The following is a 21,364-nucleotide window of genomic DNA, read 5'->3' as shown; positions in this document are numbered from 1 at the left end:
ATATGCTCCATCACTTCGGCGGCGCCTTCTCGTACCGCTCCCAATGGCCGGTAATCTCGTCGACCACCTTCGCGCCGACGACGTACAGGCTCTCCAGCGCCGCGCGCATGCCGGAATAACCCTCGTTCTCGCGCTTGAGATTGTCGGCGGCGCTCAGCCCGGGCGGCTGCATCGTGTAGTTGCTGCCCGCGCGCAGCACCATGAAGCGGTCCTTGTCCGCCCGCCCGATGCGGTCGAGATAGAGGATCGACTGGTAGCTGCCCGTCTCCTCCATCGCCGACGTGACGAACTCGCCCTTCCCCTGCGTCCAATATGCCGTCCAGTCGCGCGCCCATTCGGTCAGCAGCTTGCCATGCCAGAAGGTCATCGCCGCGACGTGATCACCCTTCAGCACGAAGGGCGGGCGCTGCGCCATCGGCGTGTCGGTATAGCGCGCCCGCTCGGCCTGGATGCCGGGATCGTCGGGCAGCTTTATGTCCTTGGTCAGCGCGAACGCCCAGTCGCGCAGGGCGCCGTTGATCTCGAACACCTCGCCGTCGATCACCGGCGGCGCACCCGGTTTGATGCCGTGATTGTGCAGCGGGAAATAGCCCGATTTCCAGTCCTTCGGAATCTCGCGCGCGTCGATCTCATGCGCGAGATCGCCGTCGACCAGATAGCGCGCCCACGCCGCCGACCCGACCGAACCCTTGGCCGGATCGATCCCGGCGATCCCCGCCACCAGCCAGTAGGCGCGGCGCAGATCGAAGCGCTGGTCGAGCCCCAGCGCCAGCGTCGCCGTCGCCGATTTGATGCTGCCCATGCCCGTCACCATGCCGAGCGTCTGCGTCTTGGGATCGTACCAGAGGTCGTGGTGCGATTGGGGGAAGGCGATCCGCGTGTCGAGGTGACGGCGCTCCTTCCAGTACTGGAACTCGCCGGGCGCATCGCCGGTATCCTTGCCCACTTCGAACATCGTGACGATCACGACGCGCACCGGCAGCGGGTGCGCGCATGGCCCGCCTGGCACGCACGCCGCGATCGCGTTCACATCCGGCACCGCGGCCTGTGCCGGAAGCACGACCAGCGCCGCCGCCACGAGCATGAAGGCGCGTGTCAGCAGGCGCATGTCGTTTCCTTCGCAAAGACAGGGCGCCGGCTCGCTGGCCAGCGCCCCTTCGTCATCAGAACTTGTACTGCAGCGTCGCCTGGAAGCTGGTGGGCTTCTCCGGCAGGACGATCGTGCTGCCGAACAGCTCGGTGAAGTTTGCGCGGAAGTAGCGCGCGTTGGTGGCGTTCTTCACGACGACGCGGAACAGGAACGGTCCGGTCTCGTACGACGCGCCGAGATCGAGCGTCGTGTACGCCGGCAACTTCACTGCGCGCGACTGGCCAGAGAAGACCGAGTCGACGTGGACGAGGCTGCCGCTGAGCGCGATGCCGTTGTCGAACTTGTACGTGCCGGTGAACGAGAACAGATTCTCCGGGATGCCCGCGCGGCGTGCCGCCTCGGCATTGGGGATCGGCACGAGACCGCCGACCTGGCCGCCGAGCGTCAGCGCCGGGTTGGCGACGTTCACGAGATCCGCGATGCCGAAGAAGCTGAAGGTCGATCCCGCATCGAGGAAGGTCAGGTTATAGACCTTGGTCAGCGTGTACGCGCCCGTCAGCAGCAGATGCTTGTCGACCGCCCAGCGGAACTCCGCCTCCAGGCCATCGGTCTTGACCGACTGGTTGACGGTCGAGGACTGGATGTTGTGGTCGGTCCGCTCCTGCGTGTAGACCGACAGCGCGGCGTAGAGCCGGCCGCCGAGCCAGCTGCCCTTGATGCCGCCCTCGTACATCTTCGATGCGGTGATGAAGGTCTTGGTGTTGGCGGTGACGGGGTCGATTTCGGAGCCTTGGCCGGCGATGATCGTCGACTGGTGCGATGCGGTCGCATAGGGGATCAGGCCGAACGGCATCTTGTACGATGCGCTGGCCGTCCACGACCAGCCGCCCGCGCTGCCCGATCCGTTCACGACCGCTGGCGCAACGCGCATCTTGCTCGGCACGAACGACGACGTGACGTCGACCTGATCGTAGCGCGCGCCGAGGATCAGATCGAGGCCGAAGTCGAAATCGAGATCGGCTAGACCGGCAAAGCCGTAATCGGTGCTGCTGCCCTTGATATAGTTGGAATAATCGCAGCCGCATTCGTTCGACAGCAGACGGTCCGACAGCGGCGTGTAGCCCACCGACAGATCGACGCGGTGGAAATATTCGAAGTTGAAATCGTCCCCGTGCAGGAAGTCGGTGTAACGGATCGACGGCGAGAGCTGGAACGAGAATTTGCCGATATCGCTCTTGAACGTCTTGGAAACGACGATCTTGTCCTCGATCACGTACGAATCGTGGAATTGCGAGAAGCCGTAGGCGTTGTTGTTGACGTTGTCGGTGCCGTCGTAAAACAGCTGGTTCTTGATCTCGAGATCGTCGCCCGGCGTAAAGATCACGTCGAAATACGCCGTCTTTTGCTTGTTCTTGAGGATGTCGTTGGGGCCGGTCAGCACGTTCTTGCTGCTCAGCGTCGTGGTGCCGACGTTGGTCAGCGCCAGATACGGATAGCTCGCGTTGAGGCAGGCGTCGGTGAAGTTGGCGGCCGACGTGCCCGGCGTCGCCGTTCCCGCCGCGCAGCCGAACGTGCCGAACGGGTTGAAATTGCCGATCGCGAGAAATTCGGAAGGTGCAACCTGACCGTCGCCGTTCGAATCGACCGGCTTGGCCGATCCGGTGATGTACGTCCCGTTGTCGACCAACGCCTGCGTCAGGCGGTTCCAGCCGCCGTTCTGCTGGCCGTCGTACTTCTGGTACATCGCACCGAATTCGACGCGCAGGCTGTCGGTGATCTGGTTGTCGAACGCCGCCTGCAGCACGACGTTACGGGTCGACATATTGTTGTAATAGCTGCCCGAATCCTCGATCTCGCCGTAGAGGCTGTAGCCGAATTCGGTGCCGCCGAAGCGCAGCGGCCCGCGCACTTGCGCCTTGACGTCATTGTACGACCAGCTCCCGCCGGTGTAGCTCACCGAGCCCTCGGCATGATCGAGCAGCGCACCGCCCGCAACGCGCGCCGATTTCGGCACGAAGTTCATATAGCCGCCGGTCTTGGACGGGCCGTAGATCGGCGACGAGGGGCCGCGCACGATGTCGATCCGGTCGGCCGCGGCGATCGGCGTGGGATAATTGCCCGGGTTATCGAGCCGGCGGACGCCGCGGAAATAGACTTCGCCCGGCGTGCCGCGAATGTCGAGTGCGCCGCCGACGCCGAAGAACGAGTTGGTGAATGTTCCCGGCGACTGCGCGACGAGATCGTAGATGTCGGTTACGCCGTAGCGTTCCATCTGCTCGGCCGAGATCGTCGAGACCGAACGCGGCGTCTCCACCACGGTCTTGCCGAAACCGAACACCGAGCTGACGTCCTTGTTCGGCAATGCATCGAGCGAGCCGGTGACGACGACGTCCTGCGGTTCGTCGGCAGGCGCCGACTCGGCTGGCTTGGCGTCATCGGCCCAAGCCGGCGTGGCGAGCGCGGTGCATGATAGGAGCGCAACGACAAGCGCGGTGAGCGGCTTGCGAATACGATTGTGCTGCGTCGCGGTATCGTTATCCGCGCCGAGAGTCCGAGCGTATGCCATCGTAGATTTTGCCCCCTGATGCCGACGACGAGCCCCTGATGCCCATCGCCGCGCGATGATTTCCCCGCCTCTCCCATTTTGCCTGGAAAAATGCCGCGCCAGCCCTTGTGCCGCGCGAGCTTCCCCCTGTTATCGTCCGCGGCGTCGTTGGCCTTTTGCCAATCGCAACCGGTTCCCACCTGCCTGTCCCGGCGCTGCGCCTTGAACGATTTTGGACGTTTGCAAGGCGTAGGGGCTTGACGTGACCCTATCAAACGCAATGATCTCTACGCTGCGTTGCAAAAAATAGAGTGGGTCCATGCCAGCCTTTTCACGTTTCCTGCGCTACTTCATGGCGGTCGGGCGGCTCGGGTCGATCCGCAAGGCGGCCGACGAGCTCAATGTGTCGGCCTCGGCGATCGACCGGCAGATCCTCAACGTCGAGGCGGATTTGGGTATGCCGCTGTTCGAGCGTCTTCCCACCGGCCTCAGGCTGACGGCGGCGGGCGAGATCATGATGTCGGCCGGCATCCGCTGGCGAAAGGACATGAGCGACGTCCGCGCCCAGATCGAGGATCTGCGCGGCCTGAAACGCGGCCATGTCGAGATCGCGGTGATCGACGCGCTCGCCAAGGGCTATATCCCCGCCATGATCCAGTCGTTGCAGCAGCGCTATCCCGGCATCACCATCGGCGTGCGCGTGCTGAACAACGATGCCGTGCGGCAGGCGATCATGAACGGAGAGGTGGATTGCGGCATCTTCTTCGATCCGCAGAGCTTTCGCGGCCTGACCGCTCGCGCCTTCGTCGATGTCGTGCTCGGCTTCCTCACCACGCCCGGCCATGCCTTCGACGGCCTGCGCGAGGTGCGCTTTTCCGCCTGCAACGGTTCGGCGCTGATCGTCCCCTCGGAACCGCTGGCGGTATCGCACCAGATCGCCGTGCTGGAGGGGACGACCGGCGTCGTGCTCGACAAGATGGTGACGTCGGACAATATCCAGATGGTCACATCGCTGGTGCTGCAGGGGGTCGGCATCGGCATCCTCACCTCGATCGACGTGAGCACCGAGGTGCGGCGCGGGTTGCTGTCATTCACCCGCATCTCCGACCCGATCCTGCGGCCGATGACGCTCGCTCTGTGTACCGCCTCGGCGCGCACGCCCTCCTATGCGGCGGGCATCGTGCTGGCGGAGATCGAGCACGGTTTCGGCCAGCTCGGCTACCCCGCCTCGATCGAGGCGGCCCCAGCCTGATTGCCGGCCCAATTGCCGAACGCCTGCGCAGCCGGTAACCGGGCCGCTTTATCGATTCCCGACTGGATTCGCGCATGAGCAACGACGCCCCGCAGCTCCACTACATCACCTCGGAAGATTTCGTCGCCGATGTGCGCCTCGTGGGGCAGAAGATCGCGGCCGATACATGGAAGCCCGATTTCGTCGTCGGCGTGGGGCGCGGCGGGCTGGTGCCGGCGGTCTACATCTCGCACCAGCTGGCGCTGCCGATGCTGTCGGTCGATCACTCCTCCAAGGTCGAGGAATTCGCCGACGAGCTGCTCCGCAAGGTCGCGGTCAAGAGCGCCGCCGGCGAGCGGCTCCTCTTCGTGGACGACATCAACGACACCGGGGGCACCATCACCTATATCCGCGAGCTGCTGGCCGAGAGCGGCTGCAAGGAGGACAACCTCCGCTTCGCCGTGGTGCTCAACAATCAGCGCTCCAAGACCGCGGTCGATTACTGGGCGAACATGATCGACCGCGCCGAGGACAAGCGCTGGTTCGTCTTCCCGTGGGAAGCGATGGGCAAGGGCACCGCGATCGTGGAAGAGGCGCTGTCGGTGCCGGAGCGGCTGGCCTAACCAATCGCGTCGATCAGCGCCGGCAATTCCGACAGCCGCGCAAGCTGCCGGAACCGCGCATTTTTCTCCGGCGCCGCCGCAGTCTCATGCGCCCACGCTCCGTCTTGCGGGATATAGGCCGCCCAGGCCCCCGCCTCGAGCGCCGGGCGGATATCCGATCGCATCGAATCCCCCGCCATGATCGCCGCCTCCGCCATCACCCCGTACCGCGCGAAGATGCGTTCGAACGTGGCGGCCGTCTTGTCGCTGACGATCTCGATCCCGCCGAACAGATCGCCGAGCCCCGACGCGGCCAGCTTGGTCTCCTGATGCAGCAGGTCGCCCTTGGTGACGAGCACCAGCCGCCCGCGCGCGGCAAGCTGCGCCAGCGTATCGGCCACCCCGTCGAACAGTTCGACCGGATGCGCCAGCAGCGCCCGCCCCGCCTCCAATATCCCCGCGATCAGCTCCCGCGACAGCGCGTCGCCCGCCAGCTCCGCCGCCGTCTCGATCATCGACAGCGTGAAGCCCTTTGCGCCGTAGCCGTAATGCGGCAGGTTGCGTGTCTCACATGCGATCAGCGCCTCGCGCGCGATCTCGGTCTCGGCGAACGGCGCCAGCATCGCGACAAGCGCGTTCTCGGTCGCGTTGAAGAAGCGCATATTGTGCCACAGGGTATCGTCGGCATCGACGCAGATGAGCTCGATCGGCATGGTCCCGCTATGGCGCAGCCGCGGCCCGCGATAAAGCCGCGTCGCGCTTCGCCCCGGCCGCCATCACCCGCACCATCAGCGCCTCCAGCTTCGCCGGAGCGACCGCGCGCACCACCTCGGCCGCCTGCTCGCCGACGCCCGGCTGATAGCTCGCACGCCATGACAGCATATCACCGTAACCGGGCCCGAACTGCGTGTTATAATCGACGAACACCGTCTCGCGGTCAGTGACGATCGACGGATCGAGCCACACCCCGGCGGCGATCTCGTCCCACAGGGGAAAACCCGGCTCCATCTCCTTGATGAATTTGGCGATATCGGGGATTGTGACCTTCGCCATCCGCGCCAGCAGCGCCTTGCTCCGCTGCGTCGCGGTGGAGGGATCTACCGGAACGATGATGATCTTCCGCCAAGGGCTACGCGATACGATGCTCGCCGCCTCGGGATCGAAGCGCGCGTTGAACTCGCGGCGCGGCGTGTTGCCGTATTCGCGCGCGAAATCGGCCGCCGAACGATCGCTCAGCACCCGATGCGGGTTGAGGCTTCCGCCCATATAGACCAGCTCCTTCGCCAGCCCCGCGAACGCCGGATCGAGCCGCTGCGCCAGCGCGAGGTTGGTCAGCGGTCCCGCCGCCAGGATCGTCACCTCGCCCGGATATTTGTGTACCATGCGGATCAGGAAATTGGCCGCAATCTCGTCGCTTGGCTTGATCTTCGCATTGCCGCCGGGAAGATCGACCGGATCGGTCGGCCCGAAATAGGGCGGCGTGCTCTGCTGCGTGGGCTCGACCCACGCCTTCATCCACGCGCCCTTCCACGTCAGCTTGCCGTACAGCGCCTCCCACCGGTCGGTCAGCGCCTCCGAGTTGAGCAGCGGGAAGGTCGCGCCCTGCACCACCGGCACGTCGGTGCGGTGCGCAATCTCCAGCCCCTTCAGCACCATCGCCGTCGCACGGTTGGCCCAAGCGTTGCCGGAGACCGTAGTGATGCCGATCACGTCGATATCGGGATCCTCAAGCAGCATCAGGTGCATCAGGTGCATCAGCGCGAAGCCCTCGTCATCGATGATGACCTTGCGCCGCTCGGCCTGCGCGGGGGCCGCGACCAGCAGCAGAAGCAGAAACAACCACCTCAAGCGCCCCGCTCCCACGCGCAGTCTCCGAGAATGTAGGTCCGCCGGATCGCCCGGTCGTCGCCCAGAATCTGCAGCGCGAACAGCCGCTCGGCCAGGCTCGCCTCCGCCGTCCGCCGCGCCAGCAGCGGCGTCGCGGCATCGTCCAGCACCACGAAATCCGCCTCCTGCCCGACCTCCAGCGCGCCCACCCGGTCGCCGATATGCAGCAGCGCCGCGCTCCCCGCCGTCGCCAGATACAGCGCGCGGAACGGATCGAGCCGGTCGCCCCGCGCCAGCGCCGCCTGATAGGCAAGGCCGGCGGTATGCAGCATCGAGAAACTCGTCCCCGCCCCCACATCGGTGCCGAGCCCGGTGCGGAAACCGTGCCGGTCCGCCTGCCCGAAATCGAAGAAGCCCGAGCCGAGGAACAGGTTCGAGCTCGGACACACCGCCACTCCCGCCCCGCTCTCCTCCAGTCGCACGCAGGAGCGGTCGGTCAGATGCACGCCATGGGCGAACACCGATCGCGCCGTCACCAGCCCGAAGCGATCATAGGCGTCGAGATAATCGCACGAAAAGCGGTCGGTCACCGCCTCGCATTCGCGGACATTCTCGGCGAGGTGCGTGTGCATCAGCACGTCGGGATGCTCCGCCACCAGCGCGCCCGCCACGGCCAGCTGCGCGTCCGACGACGTCAGCGCGAAGCGCGGCGTCACCGCGTACCCGAGCCGCCCGCGCCCGCGCCACCGCGCGATCAGCGCCTCGCTCTCGCCCCGCGCCGTCTCCGCCGTATCCGCGAGCCCCTCGGGCCCCAGGTCCATCAGCACCTTGCCCGACACGATCCGCATCCGCCGCGCGAGCGCCGCCTCGAACAGTGCGTCGACCGACTGCGCGTGGACGGTCGGGAACACCAAAGCACTGGTCGTCCCGTTGCGCAGCAGCTCGCCCAAAAACGCCTCTGCCACAGCATCGGCATGCGCGCGGTCGGCAAAGGCCTTCTCCGCCGGGAAGATATGCCGGTCGAGCCAGTCGAGCAGTTGTTCGCCGTGCGAGGCGATCCGGTCCATCTGCGGATAATGGACATGCGAATCGACGAAGCCCGGCACGATCAGGCCGGGCAATGCCTCCACCGCCATGCCCGCGAACCGCTCGGCCAGATCGCTGTAAGCGCCGCGCGCGACGACGATCCCGTCCTCGACCACGAGCAGCCCATCGGCCTCATGCCGCACGGCCCCGGCATCGCCACGCGGATCGCGCGCGACCGACAGCAATTCCCCGCGAAAGGCCCGGATCATCGAACCGCCTTCATATCCCCGTTCGTGCTGAGCGACGTCGAAGCGCGTGTTCTGGACGCGCCCTTTGACAGGCTCAGGACGAACCGCGTGGGGAGGATATGTTCAGGCGACACGACTACGATGTGAAAAACCTACTGAGCCCCATGTCGCGCAGCCCGCGCCGATACGCCATCGAACTCATGTCAGCCGGGATATGCGCCTCGTCCATCGGGTCGAGCGGCAGGCATTCGGGCATCTGCGCCTCCACGATCGCCTTGTCTTCCTGGAACACGCGCTCATTGAAGTCATAAACGTCCTGGATCGGCAGGTCCGTGTCGAAATTGCGCGCCATCGGCGCGAACAGCCGGGTCACCTTGGCCGATACCGGCGATGCCGCGTTCATGATCACCAGCCGGTCGCTGCCCGGAAAATGAATCTCCAGCGTCGCGGTGAAGGGCAGCGAGCAGCGGAAGTGCCGCAGCCATTTGAAATCAGGCACGCCGCGCTGGCTGACGCCGATCGGATAATTGCCGACCGTGCTCCAATATTCCGCGTCGAAGCCATAATCGGTGCGCTTCACCTGATAGGCCGGCACCTCGGCATTGTTGGCGTCGCCGAAGGTCGCGGTGTGGACGAACGCGAAGTGCGCGACGTCGAGGAACCCCTCCATCTGCCGTCCCGCGAACCCGAAGATATCGATCCACGGGCAGACGATCTGCTGGAACTCGGGCTCGTCCCAATGCGGCATGTCGGGCAGCGCATTGCCCGCCGACAGCGGATCGTCGGGCCGCAGGCACGTCCATACGAGGCCGTAGCGTTCGACGCTCGGAAAGGTCTGCGCGCGCATCCGGTCCGGGATGTTGCGGTCGGGATGCGCCGGGATGTGGTTGCACTTGCCGCCCGCACCGAAACGCAGGCCGTGATAGGCGCAGGTCACGCCATGCTCGCCCTGCGTGCCGAGGCTGAGCGGCACGCCGCGATGCGGGCAGATATCGGCCGCGACGACGATCTCGCCATCCGCCTTGTAGACGACGATCGGCTGGTCGAGCAGATGCGTGCCGAGCGGCTTCTCGCCGATCTCGCGGACCAGCGCGACCGGATACCAGTGCCGCGCAAGGATCAGCCAGTCGTCGGCATCGAAGGTGCAGTTTCGCGGAAGGGCTATTTCCGCAGCGTGTGTCGCCATGTCGCGTGCTTTTCCCGCAAGTGATGGGAAATGCGTGCGGGAATTATCCCGCGCGATCAAACGCATTGATTTCCACGCGCCGTTGCAAAAAAGCGCGCGCGTCAGCTTCCGCGATAGGTCGAGTAGCTGAACGGCGAAACCAGCAGCGGCACATGATAGTGGCCGGCATCGGCGATACCGAAGTCGATGCCTACCAGATCCAGGAAAGGCGGGTCCGGCAGCGCCACGCCTGCCGCCCGGAAATAGTCGCCGGCGGCAAAATCCAACCGATATCTACCAGGCTCAAGCGGAGGCATACCCGGACAGCGGCCGTCCGCGTTGGTTTCGCCTTCGAACAGCACGCCGCCGGGCCCGGTCAGCCGCACGGCGACGCCTGCCGCCGGGCGGCCGTGCATCGTGTCGAGGACATGCGTCGACAGGCTGCTCATTCCGCCGCCTCCCGCGCACGCGGCCATTCGCCGAGGAACTCCGCCTCGTCATAGGCGATCAGATCGGCGACCAGCGCTTCGCGATCGTCGAGGAACAGTTGATCGGTGATCCCACGCAGCACACGCGGCAGCGCCGTCTGCAGCCCCGACAGCGCCGACGCCGACAAGCCAAGGCTGATGAGCGCCGAATAATTGAACGCGAACAGCCCGTGCAGCGCGCCCGCATCCGCGCCGTCGCGTGGCAGCAGCTCGAAACCCGCCCCGAGATAGGGATGCGCGTCGATCAGCGCGTTGGCTTCGCCCGGCGGCGGCGTATAGCGATCGGCCCAGCGCGCGATGTGATCCGCCACCAGCCGCAATTCGGGGCGCAGGCCGGGGTCGCTCATCAGTCCGGTCGACAGCACGACGAAATCGAAGTCATGCTCGCCCTGCGGCGTCGTCACGCGCACCGCGCCGCCCTCCTCGCGCACCGCGAGCCACGGCGCGCCGAGGTGCAGTTCGAACCCCGGCCAGGCGGCCGCGCGCGCGAACGTGTCGTTGGTCGGCGGCTGGTTGTGGCCGAGGAAGCTCGCCATCACCGCATATTTGGTCGCATCGTCGAGCGCCGGGAAGCGCCCGGTGAAGCCCACCCGCTCCATGAAGCGAATGGGATTGATGCGCGGCAGACGTTCGCGGCGGATGAAGACATGCGCCGCGCCCACCCCGAGCGTCAGCGCGGCATTGGCATTGTCGAACGCCGAGGCCCCGCCGCCGAGGATGCCGATCCGCCTGCCCGCGAGTCTCTCATAGTCGATCGCCGCGCTGGTGTGCGCATAGAGGTGCGGCGGCAGCGCGTCGGCGATCATCGGCGGCACATGCCATTCGCCGCCGCCCTGGATGCCCGTCGCCAGCACGACCTTCCGCGCGAGGATCGGCTCGGCCCCCGCGATGTGCAATTTGTGGAGGCCCCCGCCGATCGGTTCGATCAGGTCGAGCTTCGCGTCGTTGCGCACCGGCAGGTCGAGCACGCGGCGATACCAGCGCAGATACGCCATCCAGTCGCCGCGCGCGATCTTGTCGACCGCCGCCCATCCATCCGCGCCGTGCTGCGCCTCCCACCACGCGCGGTACGTCAGCGCGGGCACGCCGAAATCGATCGGCGTGAGCTCCTTGGGCGTGCGCAGCGTGATCATCCGCGCATAGGTTTCCCAAGGCCCTTCGAACCCCTCGGGGCTCTCGTCGATCACCAGAATGTTCGACACCCGCTCGCGCAACAGCCCGAACGCCGTCGCCAGCCCGCTCTGCCCCCCACCGACGATCACCACGTCGTAGGCGCCGGCACGCGGCCGGGTCCAGTCCGCGCCGCCATGCCCGATCAGCGCCAGCTGCCGCGCCAGATCGGCCTCGAGCTCCGCCAGACTCATACCGCCGCCTCCAGTCCCAAGTCCTTCAAACGAAGCCGCACGATCTCGCCGATCTGCGCCAGCGCCGTCGCGATCTCGGTGTCACGGTCGTTCGCCAGCCGCGCCTCCATGGCCGCGAGGATCCCCGCCTTGTCAGTCAGCCGCACGCAGATGATGAAAGGGAAGTCGAACCGCGCGCGGTACGCCGCATTGAGCGCGTGAAATGCCGCGAACTCCTCCGCCGTCAGCCGGTCGAGCCCCGCCGAGGCCTGTTCGGCGGCGGAGGCATCGGTCAGCGTCCGGTCGATCGCCGCCTTGCCCGCCAGCTCCGGGTGGGCGCGGATCAACGCGAGTTGCTCCTCCGGCGTTGCCGCGTGCAGCACTGCCATCAGGTCTGCGTGCCGGTCGCCAGACGACGGCGCGGCGTCGGCGCGTTCCTCGACCCAAGGCGAGTGTTCGAACAGAGCAGCGCTCAATGCGTGCTCCCCTCCAGGCTGACGTGCGCCGAGACGACCTTCCAGCCGTCGGCAAACTTGACCCAGGCCTGCGTCTGCCGCCCGCGCCGGTCGCTGTTCTCGCGGAAAAACTCGGCGTCGGCGGTGGCGAAAGCGTCTCCGTAGACGGTGATCGCGACCTTCCCGAGCCTGCGCTGCGGCGATCCGCCCCGGCCTTTGCGGAACTCCCGGATCTCCTCGATCCCGTACAGCACCTCGCCGACGCCGTAGCGGTTGGTGGTCGGCGCATCGTGGAACAACGCATCCATCGCCGGCACGTCATCGGCCATCAGCGCGCGTTCGTATGCGTGGAACGCGGCGGTCACCTCAGCGAGCAGCACGGGATCGTCGATCGTCATTGCGGGTGAACCTCCATCCAGTGGCGGGCGATATCGATGCGGCGCGCGACCCAGGCGTCGCCGCTCGCGATGACATGATCGAGGAACCGCGCCAGCGCCCGCGCCCGCGCGGGCTTGCCGGCGATGCGGCCGTGCAGCCCCACCGACATCATCCGGCCGCCTTCCTCGCGCAACTGATCGAACGTGTCGCGCAGGTAGCGGAAGAACGCCTCACCCTCGTCGAAACCGTTCAGAGCCACGAACTTCATGTCGTTCACGTCGAGCGTGTAGGGCACGATCAACTGCGTCCCCGCCCAATAGGGCAGGTCGTCCGCATAGCTGTCGGCATCGTAGAGGAAGCCACCCTCTTCGGCGACCAGCCGCGCGGTGTTGGGCGAAGTGCGGCCCTGATACCAGCCGAGCGGTCGGCTCCCCGTCAGCCGCGTATGCAGCGCGATGGCGTCGGCGATATGCGCACGCTCGGTCTCTTCGGCGACATATTGATAATCGATCCAGCGCAGGCCGTGGCTGGCGATTTCCCACTCCGCCGCCAGCATCGCCGCGACGGCCTCAGGGTTCGCCTCCATCGCCTTGGCGACGCCGAACACCGTGACGGGCAGGCCGCGCGCGGTGAACAGCCGGTGCAGCCGCCAGAACCCCGCGCGGCTGCCATATTCGTAGAGGCTCTCCATCGCCATCGCCCGCGCGGGATGGCTCGCCGCGCCGACCATCTCTGACAGGAACGCCTCCGATCCGGCATCGCCGTTGAGGACGCTGTTCTCGGCCCCCTCCTCGTAATTGACGACGAACTGCACCGCCACGCGCGCGCCGCCGGGCCAGCGCGGATCGGGCGGGCTTGCGCCATAGCCGACGAGGTCGCGGCTTCCACTCACAGCCGAAATCCCGTTCGTGCTGAGCGAAGTCGAAGCACATGCCCCGACCTCACCGCATGCCCTTCGACTTCGCTCAGGGCGAACGGAGGTGGGGACGCCCTCATGCGTCCCACGTAGCGATCGCCGCCGTCACCGCCTCGCCCGCCGGGAGGCTGAAACCTTCGCTGCGCAGGCACGCCTCCAGCGCGCTCAGCGTCAGCAGCACCTTATGCTTGGCGGCATTGTATCCCATCGCCCCGATCCGCCAGATCCTGCCCTGCAGCGGCCCGAAGGCGCTGCCGATCTCGATCTCGAAATGCTCACGCATCGCGGTGCGGACGCGCTCACCGTCCACGCCTTCGGGGATCAGCACGCCTGTGACGTTGGTCATGCGGTAACGGTCGTCGCCATAGACGGTGAGGCCCATCGCGCGCAGCCCCGCCGTCATCGCCCGGCCCGCCGCCGCATGACGGGCGTAGCGCGCCGCCAGCCCCTCCCCCAGCATCACGCGCGCGCATTCCCGCGCGGCGTAGAGCATCGAGGTCGCCTCGGTATGGTGGTTGAGCCGCTTCTCCGACCAGTAATCCATGATCATCGCGAGATCGAAATAGTTGGAGCCGATCCGCACGCCGTTGCCGTCGCGGATATCGTCGCGGCGGATGCCCCGTTCGACATGGCGGCGCGCGGAGATGTGCGCGGCCGCGGCGTCCGAAATCGTGATGGGCGCGGAGCCCGAGGGCCCGCCGAGGCACTTTTGCAAACCCCCGGTGACGATATCCGCGCCCCAGCGGTCGCTCGCGATCTCCATCCCTCCGATCGTCGCGGTCGCATCGACATAGAGCAACGCGCCCGCAGCCCGGCACAGGTCGCCGAGCCCGTCGAGCGGCTGCGCCATCGTCGTCGAGGTGTCGCCGTGGATCGTCGCGACCACCTTCGGCTGCACGCGCGCGATCGCCTCCGCGATCGCCTCGAGCGGCACGGTCTCGCCCCACGGCGCCTCGACCGTTTCGATCACCGCGCCGATCCGCCCCAGGATCTCGGTCAGCAGCAGGCCGAAGCGCCCGAAATTCACCACCAGCACGCGGTCGCCGGGTGCCGTCAGCGACACCAGCGCCGCCTCGATCCCGGCGCGCGCGGTGCCGTCGATCAGCATCGTCCACTGGTTCTGCGTGCCGAAGATCGGGCGATAGAGCGCCATCACCTGGTTCATGTACCCGGTCATCTCCGGATCGAACTGGCCGAGCAGATCGGCCGACATCGCGCGCAGCACGCGCGGATGCGCGTTGACGGGGCCGGGGCCCATCAGCAGCCGCTGCGGCGGATCGATCTCTCCGAAGAACGGCGGTTCAGGCGTTGCCAAAGCGAGCTCCCAGTCTCTCGATGAAGCCGAGCATCACCTGCAGCGCGATCTCGGCGTCGGCCGGCTCGACATGCTCGGCCGGATTGTGGCTGATCCCGCCGCGGCAGCGGACGAACAGCATCGCGGTGGGACACAGCGCCGCCATCACCATCGCGTCGTGCCCCGCCCCCGATACGAGCCGGCGCGGTTTCCACCCGGTCGCGGCGACGGCCTCGTCCATCAGGTCCATCAGCGCCGGGTCGCAGGGGCTTGCGGGCAGATCGTGGATGCGTTCGATGGCGATATCCAGCCCGCGCGTCTCGGCGATCGCGGCGATCTTCTGCTGGATGATCCCCGCCGCGCGGTCGCGCCGCGCCGCGTCGCCGGAGCGCACGTCGATGGTGAAGCGCACCTCGCCGGGGATGACGTTGGGCGCACCCGGCAGCGCCTCGATCCGCCCGACCGTCGCGACGAGATCCGAGAGGTCTTCGCGCGCCACCGCCTCGATCGCCAGCATCATCTCCGCCGCCCCCGCCAGCGCGTCGCGGCGCAGCGTCATCGTCGCGGTGCCGGCATGGCCCGCCACCCCCTTCACCACCACCTGATAGCGCAGTTGCGCCGCGATCCCCGTCACGGTGCCGATCGCCAGCCCTTCGGCCTCCAGCACCGGCCCCTGCTCGATATGCGCCTCGAGATAGGCGAGCGTTGTGCCGGGTGCGCGCGCGGCCCCCAAATATCCGTTCGTGCTGAGCGCAGTCGAAGCACGTATCCCGGACGCAGCATTCGCGGCACGTCCTTCGACTTCGCTCAGGACGAACGGTGGGTGTGCGGAAAGCGCCGCTTCCAGCGTCACGCCCTCACGATCGGCCATCTCGAAGGGCACCGCATCCAGCGTTCCCGCCACCGCACGGCTGGTCAGCATGGCAGCCGGAAAGCGCGAGCCTTCCTCGTCGCCGAACGCGATCACCTCGATCGGAAACGGCATTCGTCTGCCCGCATCGGAAAGCGCCGCGACGGCTTCCACCCCGAGCATGATGCCGAGCGGCCCGTCATAGCGCCCGCCGTCGCGCACACTGTCGAGATGGCTGCCGATCAGCAGCGCGGGAGACGCCGGATCATCGCCCTCATAGCGGCCGATGAGGTTGGCAGCGGGATCAAGCCGCACCGCCATCCCGGCCTCCGCCATCCACTCCCCGAGCGCCGACTGCGCCGCACCGTAAGCAGGCGTGAGGTAGCCGCGATACAGACCGCCCGCCATGTCGCTGTACGGCGCCACGCCCAGCGCGTCGCAGCGCGCCACCGCCCTTTCCCCGCCTACCACGCGGCGACCCCGCCATCGCTGCGCGGGTCGGTCGCGCCCTCCAGTGCGCCGTCGCCGTGGCGCACGATCGCGCCGGCATGGCCCATCGTCGCGGTCAGCGGCCCGACGCGCTCGACATCGTGCCCCGCCTCGGCAAGCGCCGCGTAGAGCTCGGGCGCGAAGCCGTCCTCGATCTTGAGCGTCGTCGATTGCTCGCCCCATGTCCGCCCGAGCAGCCAGCGCGGACGGCTGATCGCCTCCTGCAGATCGACGCCGAACTTCGCGTAGCGGGTGAACACCGCCGCCTGCGTCTGCGGCTGCCCCTCGCCGCCCATCGTGCCGTACGCCATCACCCGGCCATCATCGAACTCCGCCAGCGCGGGGTTGAGCGTGTGAAAGGGTTTCCGCCCCGGTTTCAGCGCGTTCCAGCCATCGGCGGCGATGCGGAACGAACTCCCCCGGTTCTGCCAGACGATGCCGGTCTTCGGCAGGACGAGCCCCGACCCGAACTCGAAATAGGTCGACTGGATGCAGCTGACGACGCGGCCCTCGCCATCGGCAGCGGCGAACCAGCAGGTGTCGCCCCATTGCGGCGGCTGCGGCCAGGGGAGCGCGCGCTCACCGTTCATGGCTTGCACCATCGAACGGATCGCACCCGGATCGTCCAGCAACGCTTGCGGATCGAGCGACATATATGCCGGATCGCCGACGTGCTGATCGCGGACGATGAAGGCTTGTTTTGTCGCCTCGACCATCAGATGCACGTATTGCCAGCTTTCCGGCACGACACCAATTTGCTGAGAAATCAGCAGAATGAGCAGCGAAGCGAGCCCCTGTGTGGGGGGTGTCGTATTATAAAGAGTGCCGCCGAGCCAAGGCGCCTTGAGCGGCTCCGGCCGCGTCGCGGCATGCGCGGCGAGGTCGTCCCAGGTCACCGGGCTGCCGAGTTCTTCGAGATCGGCCGCGATCGCCTCCGCCAGCGGCCCGCGATAGAAACCGTCGAGCCCGTCCGTCGCCAGCGCCCGCAACGTCTCCGCCAGCGCCGGCTGGCGCAGCAGATCGCCCTTCGCAAGCGGCCGCCCCTCGGGCTCGAACACCTTGGCATAATCACCCGGCTGGTCGCGCAGTTCGCCGCCCTTCGCCGCCGCGATCGCCGCTCCGGCCGCCGTCACCGTCACACCGCTTTCCGCATGCCTGATCGCATCGCGCAGCAGGCGTTCCAGCGGCAGGCTCCCGCCCGTCTCCGCCAGCGCGCGTTCCCAGCCCGAGATCGTCCCGGCCACCGTGCAGGCCGCCAGCGGCCCGCGCGTCGGCATCGCCGTCAGCCCGACATAGCGCGACAGGTTTGCCGCCGCCCCGCCGCAGCCATGCACCGAATGTACCCGGCCCCGAGAGTTTTTGGCCGGCTCGCGGATCACCCAGAAACCGTCGCCGCCGATGCCCGTCATGTGCGGATAGACCGCCGCCAGCGCAGCCGCGACCGCGACGCACGCCTCCACCGCATTGCCACCGTCGCGCAGCACGCTTAAGCCCGCCTCCGCCGCGAGGAAGTGCGGCGCGGTCACCATGCCGTGCCGGCCGCGAACGGTCGCAAGGCTCATGTCAGGCCGCCGCGCTCATCCACGCGAAGCGCAGCACGAACAGCCCCGCCAGCACGAACAGGAACCAGTCGCCCAGCTTGGCCTTGCCGCGCAGCAGCGTCAGCACCGCATGGGCGGTGATGCCGAAGGCCAGGCCGTTGGCGATCGAGAAGGTCAGCGGGATCATCGCCACCGTCAGGAAGGCGGGGATCGCTGCCATCGGATCCTCCCACTCCACCTCGGTCAGCGGCAGCAGCATCAGCCCGCCGACGATGATGAGCGCGGGCGCCGTCGCCGCCAGCGGCACGATCTGCGCATAGGGCGCCACGAACATCGTGAGCAGGAACAGCGCGCCCGTCACCACCGCCGTCAGCCCGGTGCGGCCGCCAGCCTGCACGCCCGCCGCGCTCTCGACATAGCTCGTCACCGTGCTGGTCCCCGCGACCGACCCCACCATCGTCGCCACCGCATCGGTGACGAGGATGCGGTTGAGCCCCGGTATCCGCCCCTCCTTGTCCATCAGCCCGGCGCGCTTCGTCACCGCCACCAACGTGCCGATATTGTCGAACAGGTCGACGAACAGGAACACGAACAGGATCTCGACCAGCCCGCCGCTCAGCTTGAAAACGCCCGCCAGATCGAGCTTGAACGCCGTGCCCGTCAGCGCCGACAGGCTGTACGGCTCGGGCGAAATCTTGACGAGGCCGAACACCCAAGCCGCCACCGTCGTCGCGACGATGCCGATCAGCATCGCCCCGCGCACTTTCCACACGGAGAGCGCGCCGATCACCACCAGCCCGAACAGCGCCAGTTCCGCCCCCGGCGATTTCATGTCGCCCAGCGCCACGAAGGTCGCCGGATTGGCGGCGACCAGCCCGGCGTTCTTCAGCCCGATGAAGCCGATGAACAGGCCGATGCCGCCTGCCACCGCCGCGAACAGATAGGTCGGGATGGCGGTCACGATCAGCTGCCGCACGCCCGTCAGCGTCAGGATCAGGAAGCAGATGCCCGAGATCATCACGCAACCGAGCGCGACCGGCCACGGCACGCCCATCCCCTGCACGACGGTGAAGCTGAAGTAAGCGTTCAGCCCCATGCCCGGCGCCAGCGCGAGCGGCGTGTTGGCGACGAACCCCATCAGGATCGAGGCGAAGGCGGCGGCGAAGCACGTCGCGGCGGCGACCGCGGCGACCGGCATCCCCGCCTGCCCCAGGATCGCGGGATTGACGAGGACGATATACGCCATCGTCAGGAAGGTCGTGAACCCGGCCAGCACCTCGGTCCGCGTCGACGTGCCGCGCTCACCGAGCTTGAAATATCGGTCGAGCCAGGTGGCTGCCTCTGGCGGAGCCTCTACCGCGACATCCGTCATACCATTTCCCCCTGATAGACCCCCGGCGGCGGCGAGAAGCCGACCACCCCCTTTTCCTCGATCGCGCGCGCGAAGGCGAACAATGCCCCCTCGCCCCCCGGCCTGCCGATCAGTTGCAACCCCAGCGGCAGCCTGCCCGGCCGCCGCAGCGGCACCGACAGCGCGGGCAGGCCGAGGAAGCTGATCGGCTGCGTATGGATGCCGAGATCGGCGCGCGCCGGCGACAATGCGCCGTCGATCACGATGCGCGGATCGGCGATCTCCGGCGCTGTCGTCGGCGTGGCGGGCGCGAGCAGCACGTCATAGTCCGCCAACATCGCCGCGATGCGCGCCTTGAACGCCGCGCGGAACGCCTGCGCCTCATCGTAGAGCCCGCGCGGAATCAAGGCCCCTGCCAGGAGGCGGTCGCGCGTCGCCGGATCGAACGCCATCGCATCGCGCGCCAGCGCCGCGCGGTGAAAGGTGCCCCCCTCCGAAGCCGTGATGACAAACGCCGCCGATCGCGCGCGCGCGATATCGGGCAGTTCGATCACCGGCGCGTCCGGCGCGATCTCCGCCATCGCGGCGAGCGCATCGGGATCGGCGTTCTCCCGAAACCGCCCGCCGAGGATCGCGATGCGCAGGCCCGACCCGTCGATCGCCGCGCCGCCCAGCACCTCGCAAACCAGCTTCAAAGCCGCCGCCGAACGCGCGAACGGGCCAATATCGTCGAAACTGTCGGCGAACGGGAAAACCCCCGCCATCGGCAGGCTCCCGTGCGCTGGCTTGAGGCCGTAGACGCCGGTCAGGCTCGCCGGCACGCGGATCGACCCGTTCGTGTCCGATCCCAGCGAAAACGGTAGCACCCCCACCGCGACGATCGCCGCCGATCCGCCCGATGATCCCCCCGCCAGCCGGCTCGGGTCGTGCGGGTTGCGCGTGGTGCCATAGGTCGCGTTGATCGTCGCGAAGCCATAGGCGAACTCGTCCATGTTAAGCGTCGCGACGAGCACCGCGCCAGCTGCCCGCAGCCGCCGGATCGCCTCGGCATCCCCGCTTGCGGGCGGCGCACCGGCATAGAGCGTCGATCCGGCGTGCGTCGGCAGACCCGCGACGTCGAACAGATCCTTCACGCCGTAAGGCACGCCCGCCAGCGGCCCCGGATCGCCGCCAGCCGCGACGGTCGCGTCGACCGCCGCCGCCTCCGCGCGCGCGCGGTCGGCCAGCACGCGCGTCACCGCGACGAGATCGTCCCGCACCAGCGCCGCGAGCGCCTCCTCGACGATCTGCAGAGCGCGCACGCGCCCGCCGCGCACATCCGCCGCAATCTCGATCGCGCCCCTCATCCGCGCAGGTTTCCGGCGTGCTTGTCGAGCAACGCCATGTTGGCGACGACACCTGGCATGCACGCCTCGGGAATCGTCATGCCCACGGCCGCCGCCGCCGCGCCGATCTCGGCCTCGCTGCGCGGCAAGCCGACCGCAGCCTCCGCCGCAATTGCCGCGCGCTGGAACCGCCCCGCCAGCACCGCGCAGACGAACAACTGCAACTGGTGGAAGATCATCAGCGGCAGCACGATCAGCCCGACATGCGCAGGCGCGAACAGCGCCCCCGCCATCGGCACGCCCGACGCGAGGCTCTTCTTCGATCCGCAGAACAGCAGCACGATGAAATCCTCGCGCGACAGGCTCGCCATCCGCGCGACGATCAGATTGGCCCCCATCACCAGCGCGAGGATAACCCCGCTCAGCGCCACCAGCCCGAGCAGATCGCCGATGCCGACCTGTGTCCAGATGCCGCCCACCACCGCCGCGCTGAACGCCGAATAGACGACCAGCAGGATCGATCCGCGATCGACCGGCTGCAGGATCTTCTTGTTACGATCGACGAAGCCGCCGATCAGCGGGCGCAGGAAATGCCCGGCCAGGAACGGCAGCAGCAATTGCACCGTGATCGTCCAGATCGAATGCCACGACGATCCGGCGCTCCCGCCGCCGACGCCGCCATCGGCCTTCATCAACAGCGCGACCAGCAGGGGCGTCACGAAAATGCCGAGCAGGTTGGACAGCGACGCGCTGCACACCGCAGCCGCGACATTGCCGCGCGCGATCGCGGTGAAGGCGATCGAAGACTGCACCGTCGAGGGCAACAGGCACAGGAACAGCAGGCCCGACAGCAGCCACGGGTTGCTCCAGCCCTGCAGCAGCGCGATCAGCGCCAGCCCGATCGCGGGAAACAGCACATAGGTCGAGCCAAGCACCAGCGCGTGCAGCCGCCAGTTGCCCATGCCCTGCACGATCGCCGCGCGCGACAGCTTCGCGCCGTGCAGGAAGAACAGCAGCGCGACGGCAAGATCGGCGGCGAGATCGACCCAACCCGCCGCCACGCCGCGCACCGGCAGCAATGATGCCGCCGCGACGACCGCGATCAGGCACAGCAGGAAGGGATCGATCGAGAAGGAAGGTTTCGGGAACTTCGCCATTGTCGGCGACTATGCCCGGTCTCCCCCTACCGATCCAACACAA

General features: G+C 67.5%; 19 protein-coding genes. 2 read left to right on the top strand and 17 right to left on the bottom strand.

Translation table 11 applies throughout. The annotated features are described in order from the left end of the window. Window positions 1-10 precede the first annotated feature (10 nt). On the bottom strand, window positions 11-1,108 hold the full coding sequence (locus tag Q5H94_RS00160) for a purine nucleoside permease (RefSeq protein ID WP_304558921.1): 1,098 nt from the start codon (window positions 1,106-1,108) through the stop codon (window positions 11-13). Between the two features lie 55 nt (window positions 1,109-1,163). Then, window positions 1,164-3,656 (bottom strand): TonB-dependent siderophore receptor, encoded by a 2,493-nt coding sequence (locus Q5H94_RS00155; protein WP_304558919.1) that lies wholly within the window; start codon window positions 3,654-3,656, stop codon window positions 1,164-1,166. Window positions 3,657-3,954: 298 nt separating this feature from the next. Here Q5H94_RS00155 and Q5H94_RS00150 point away from each other — a divergent pair, with 298 nt between their 5' ends. Both Q5H94_RS00150 and Q5H94_RS00145 read left to right on the top strand, forming a co-directional pair. Then, window positions 3,955-4,887 carry a LysR family transcriptional regulator gene (locus Q5H94_RS00150; RefSeq protein ID WP_304558918.1) on the top strand — a complete coding sequence of 311 codons (933 nt, stop codon included), beginning with the start codon at window positions 3,955-3,957 and terminating at the stop codon, window positions 4,885-4,887. A 74-nt stretch (window positions 4,888-4,961) separates the two neighbouring features. Continuing rightward, window positions 4,962-5,489 (top strand): phosphoribosyltransferase, encoded by a 528-nt coding sequence (locus tag Q5H94_RS00145; protein ID WP_304558916.1) that lies wholly within the window; start codon window positions 4,962-4,964, stop codon window positions 5,487-5,489. On the opposite strand, the gene Q5H94_RS00140 is transcribed toward Q5H94_RS00145, so the two are convergent. From Q5H94_RS00140 to Q5H94_RS00070, 15 genes are all read right to left on the bottom strand, one after another. Continuing rightward, on the bottom strand, window positions 5,486-6,181 hold the full coding sequence (locus tag Q5H94_RS00140; RefSeq protein ID WP_304558915.1) for an HAD family hydrolase: 696 nt from the start codon (window positions 6,179-6,181) through the stop codon (window positions 5,486-5,488). The two genes, Q5H94_RS00145 and Q5H94_RS00140, sit on opposite strands and share 4 nt — an antisense overlap. A gap of 7 nt (window positions 6,182-6,188) precedes the next feature. After that, window positions 6,189-7,316 (bottom strand): nucleoside hydrolase, encoded by a 1,128-nt coding sequence (locus Q5H94_RS00135; protein WP_304558914.1) that lies wholly within the window; start codon window positions 7,314-7,316, stop codon window positions 6,189-6,191. Further along, window positions 7,313-8,590: a guanine deaminase gene (guaD, locus tag Q5H94_RS00130; RefSeq protein ID WP_304558913.1), complete on the bottom strand. Its 1,278-nt coding sequence runs from the start codon at window positions 8,588-8,590 to the stop codon at window positions 7,313-7,315. Before guaD ends, Q5H94_RS00135 begins: the two co-directional genes overlap by 4 nt. A 115-nt stretch (window positions 8,591-8,705) precedes the next feature. Continuing rightward, window positions 8,706-9,755 (bottom strand): aromatic ring-hydroxylating oxygenase subunit alpha, encoded by a 1,050-nt coding sequence (locus Q5H94_RS00125; RefSeq protein WP_304558912.1) that lies wholly within the window; start codon window positions 9,753-9,755, stop codon window positions 8,706-8,708. 101 nt (window positions 9,756-9,856) lie between these two features. Continuing rightward, entirely contained in the window at window positions 9,857-10,183 is a 327-nt protein-coding gene (uraH, locus tag Q5H94_RS00120) for a hydroxyisourate hydrolase (protein WP_304558911.1), read from the bottom strand. After that, complete coding sequence (locus Q5H94_RS00115) at window positions 10,180-11,586, bottom strand: FAD/NAD(P)-binding protein (protein WP_304558910.1); 1,407 nt, start codon at window positions 11,584-11,586, stop codon at window positions 10,180-10,182. The genes uraH and Q5H94_RS00115 overlap by 4 nt, the downstream gene beginning before the upstream one ends. Beyond that, complete coding sequence (gene uraD / locus Q5H94_RS00110; RefSeq protein ID WP_304558908.1) at window positions 11,583-12,041, bottom strand: 2-oxo-4-hydroxy-4-carboxy-5-ureidoimidazoline decarboxylase; 459 nt, start codon at window positions 12,039-12,041, stop codon at window positions 11,583-11,585. The genes Q5H94_RS00115 and uraD overlap by 4 nt, the downstream gene beginning before the upstream one ends. Continuing rightward, the gene (gene hpxZ / locus Q5H94_RS00105; RefSeq protein WP_304558906.1) at window positions 12,038-12,418 is read right to left on the bottom strand and encodes an oxalurate catabolism protein HpxZ; all 381 of its coding nucleotides are present in this window, start codon (window positions 12,416-12,418) and stop codon (window positions 12,038-12,040) included. The genes uraD and hpxZ overlap by 4 nt, the downstream gene beginning before the upstream one ends. After that, complete coding sequence (gene puuE / locus Q5H94_RS00100; RefSeq protein ID WP_304558905.1) at window positions 12,415-13,290, bottom strand: allantoinase PuuE; 876 nt, start codon at window positions 13,288-13,290, stop codon at window positions 12,415-12,417. Before puuE ends, hpxZ begins: the two co-directional genes overlap by 4 nt. A gap of 100 nt (window positions 13,291-13,390) precedes the next feature. After that, window positions 13,391-14,572, bottom strand: coding sequence for a pyridoxal-phosphate-dependent aminotransferase family protein (locus Q5H94_RS00095; RefSeq protein WP_304559732.1), 1,182 nt, complete (start codon window positions 14,570-14,572; stop codon window positions 13,391-13,393). Between the two features lie 43 nt (window positions 14,573-14,615). Then, a complete protein-coding gene (locus tag Q5H94_RS00090) occupies window positions 14,616-15,908 on the bottom strand; it encodes a Zn-dependent hydrolase (protein ID WP_431312121.1) in 1,293 nt (430 codons plus the stop codon). A 14-nt stretch (window positions 15,909-15,922) separates the two neighbouring features. Then, a complete protein-coding gene (locus Q5H94_RS00085) occupies window positions 15,923-17,509 on the bottom strand; it encodes a gamma-glutamyltransferase family protein (protein WP_304558903.1) in 1,587 nt (528 codons plus the stop codon). Between the two features lies 1 nt (window position 17,510). Continuing rightward, window positions 17,511-18,860, bottom strand: a complete 1,350-nt coding sequence (locus Q5H94_RS00080) for an NCS2 family permease (protein ID WP_304558902.1) — start codon at window positions 18,858-18,860, stop codon at window positions 17,511-17,513. Beyond that, window positions 18,857-20,185, bottom strand: coding sequence for an AtzE family amidohydrolase (locus Q5H94_RS00075; protein ID WP_304558901.1), 1,329 nt, complete (start codon window positions 20,183-20,185; stop codon window positions 18,857-18,859). The genes Q5H94_RS00080 and Q5H94_RS00075 overlap by 4 nt, the downstream gene beginning before the upstream one ends. Continuing rightward, on the bottom strand, window positions 20,182-21,321 hold the full coding sequence (locus tag Q5H94_RS00070; protein ID WP_304558900.1) for a bile acid:sodium symporter family protein: 1,140 nt from the start codon (window positions 21,319-21,321) through the stop codon (window positions 20,182-20,184). The genes Q5H94_RS00075 and Q5H94_RS00070 overlap by 4 nt, the downstream gene beginning before the upstream one ends. Window positions 21,322-21,364 lie beyond the last annotated feature (43 nt).

Source organism: Sphingomonas immobilis (assembly GCF_030580995.1).
GTDB classification, from domain to species: Bacteria; Pseudomonadota; Alphaproteobacteria; order Sphingomonadales; family Sphingomonadaceae; genus Sphingomonas; species Sphingomonas immobilis.
Note: the sequence above shows the minus strand (reverse complement) of the source record. Positions and strands in the feature narration are given on the sequence as shown.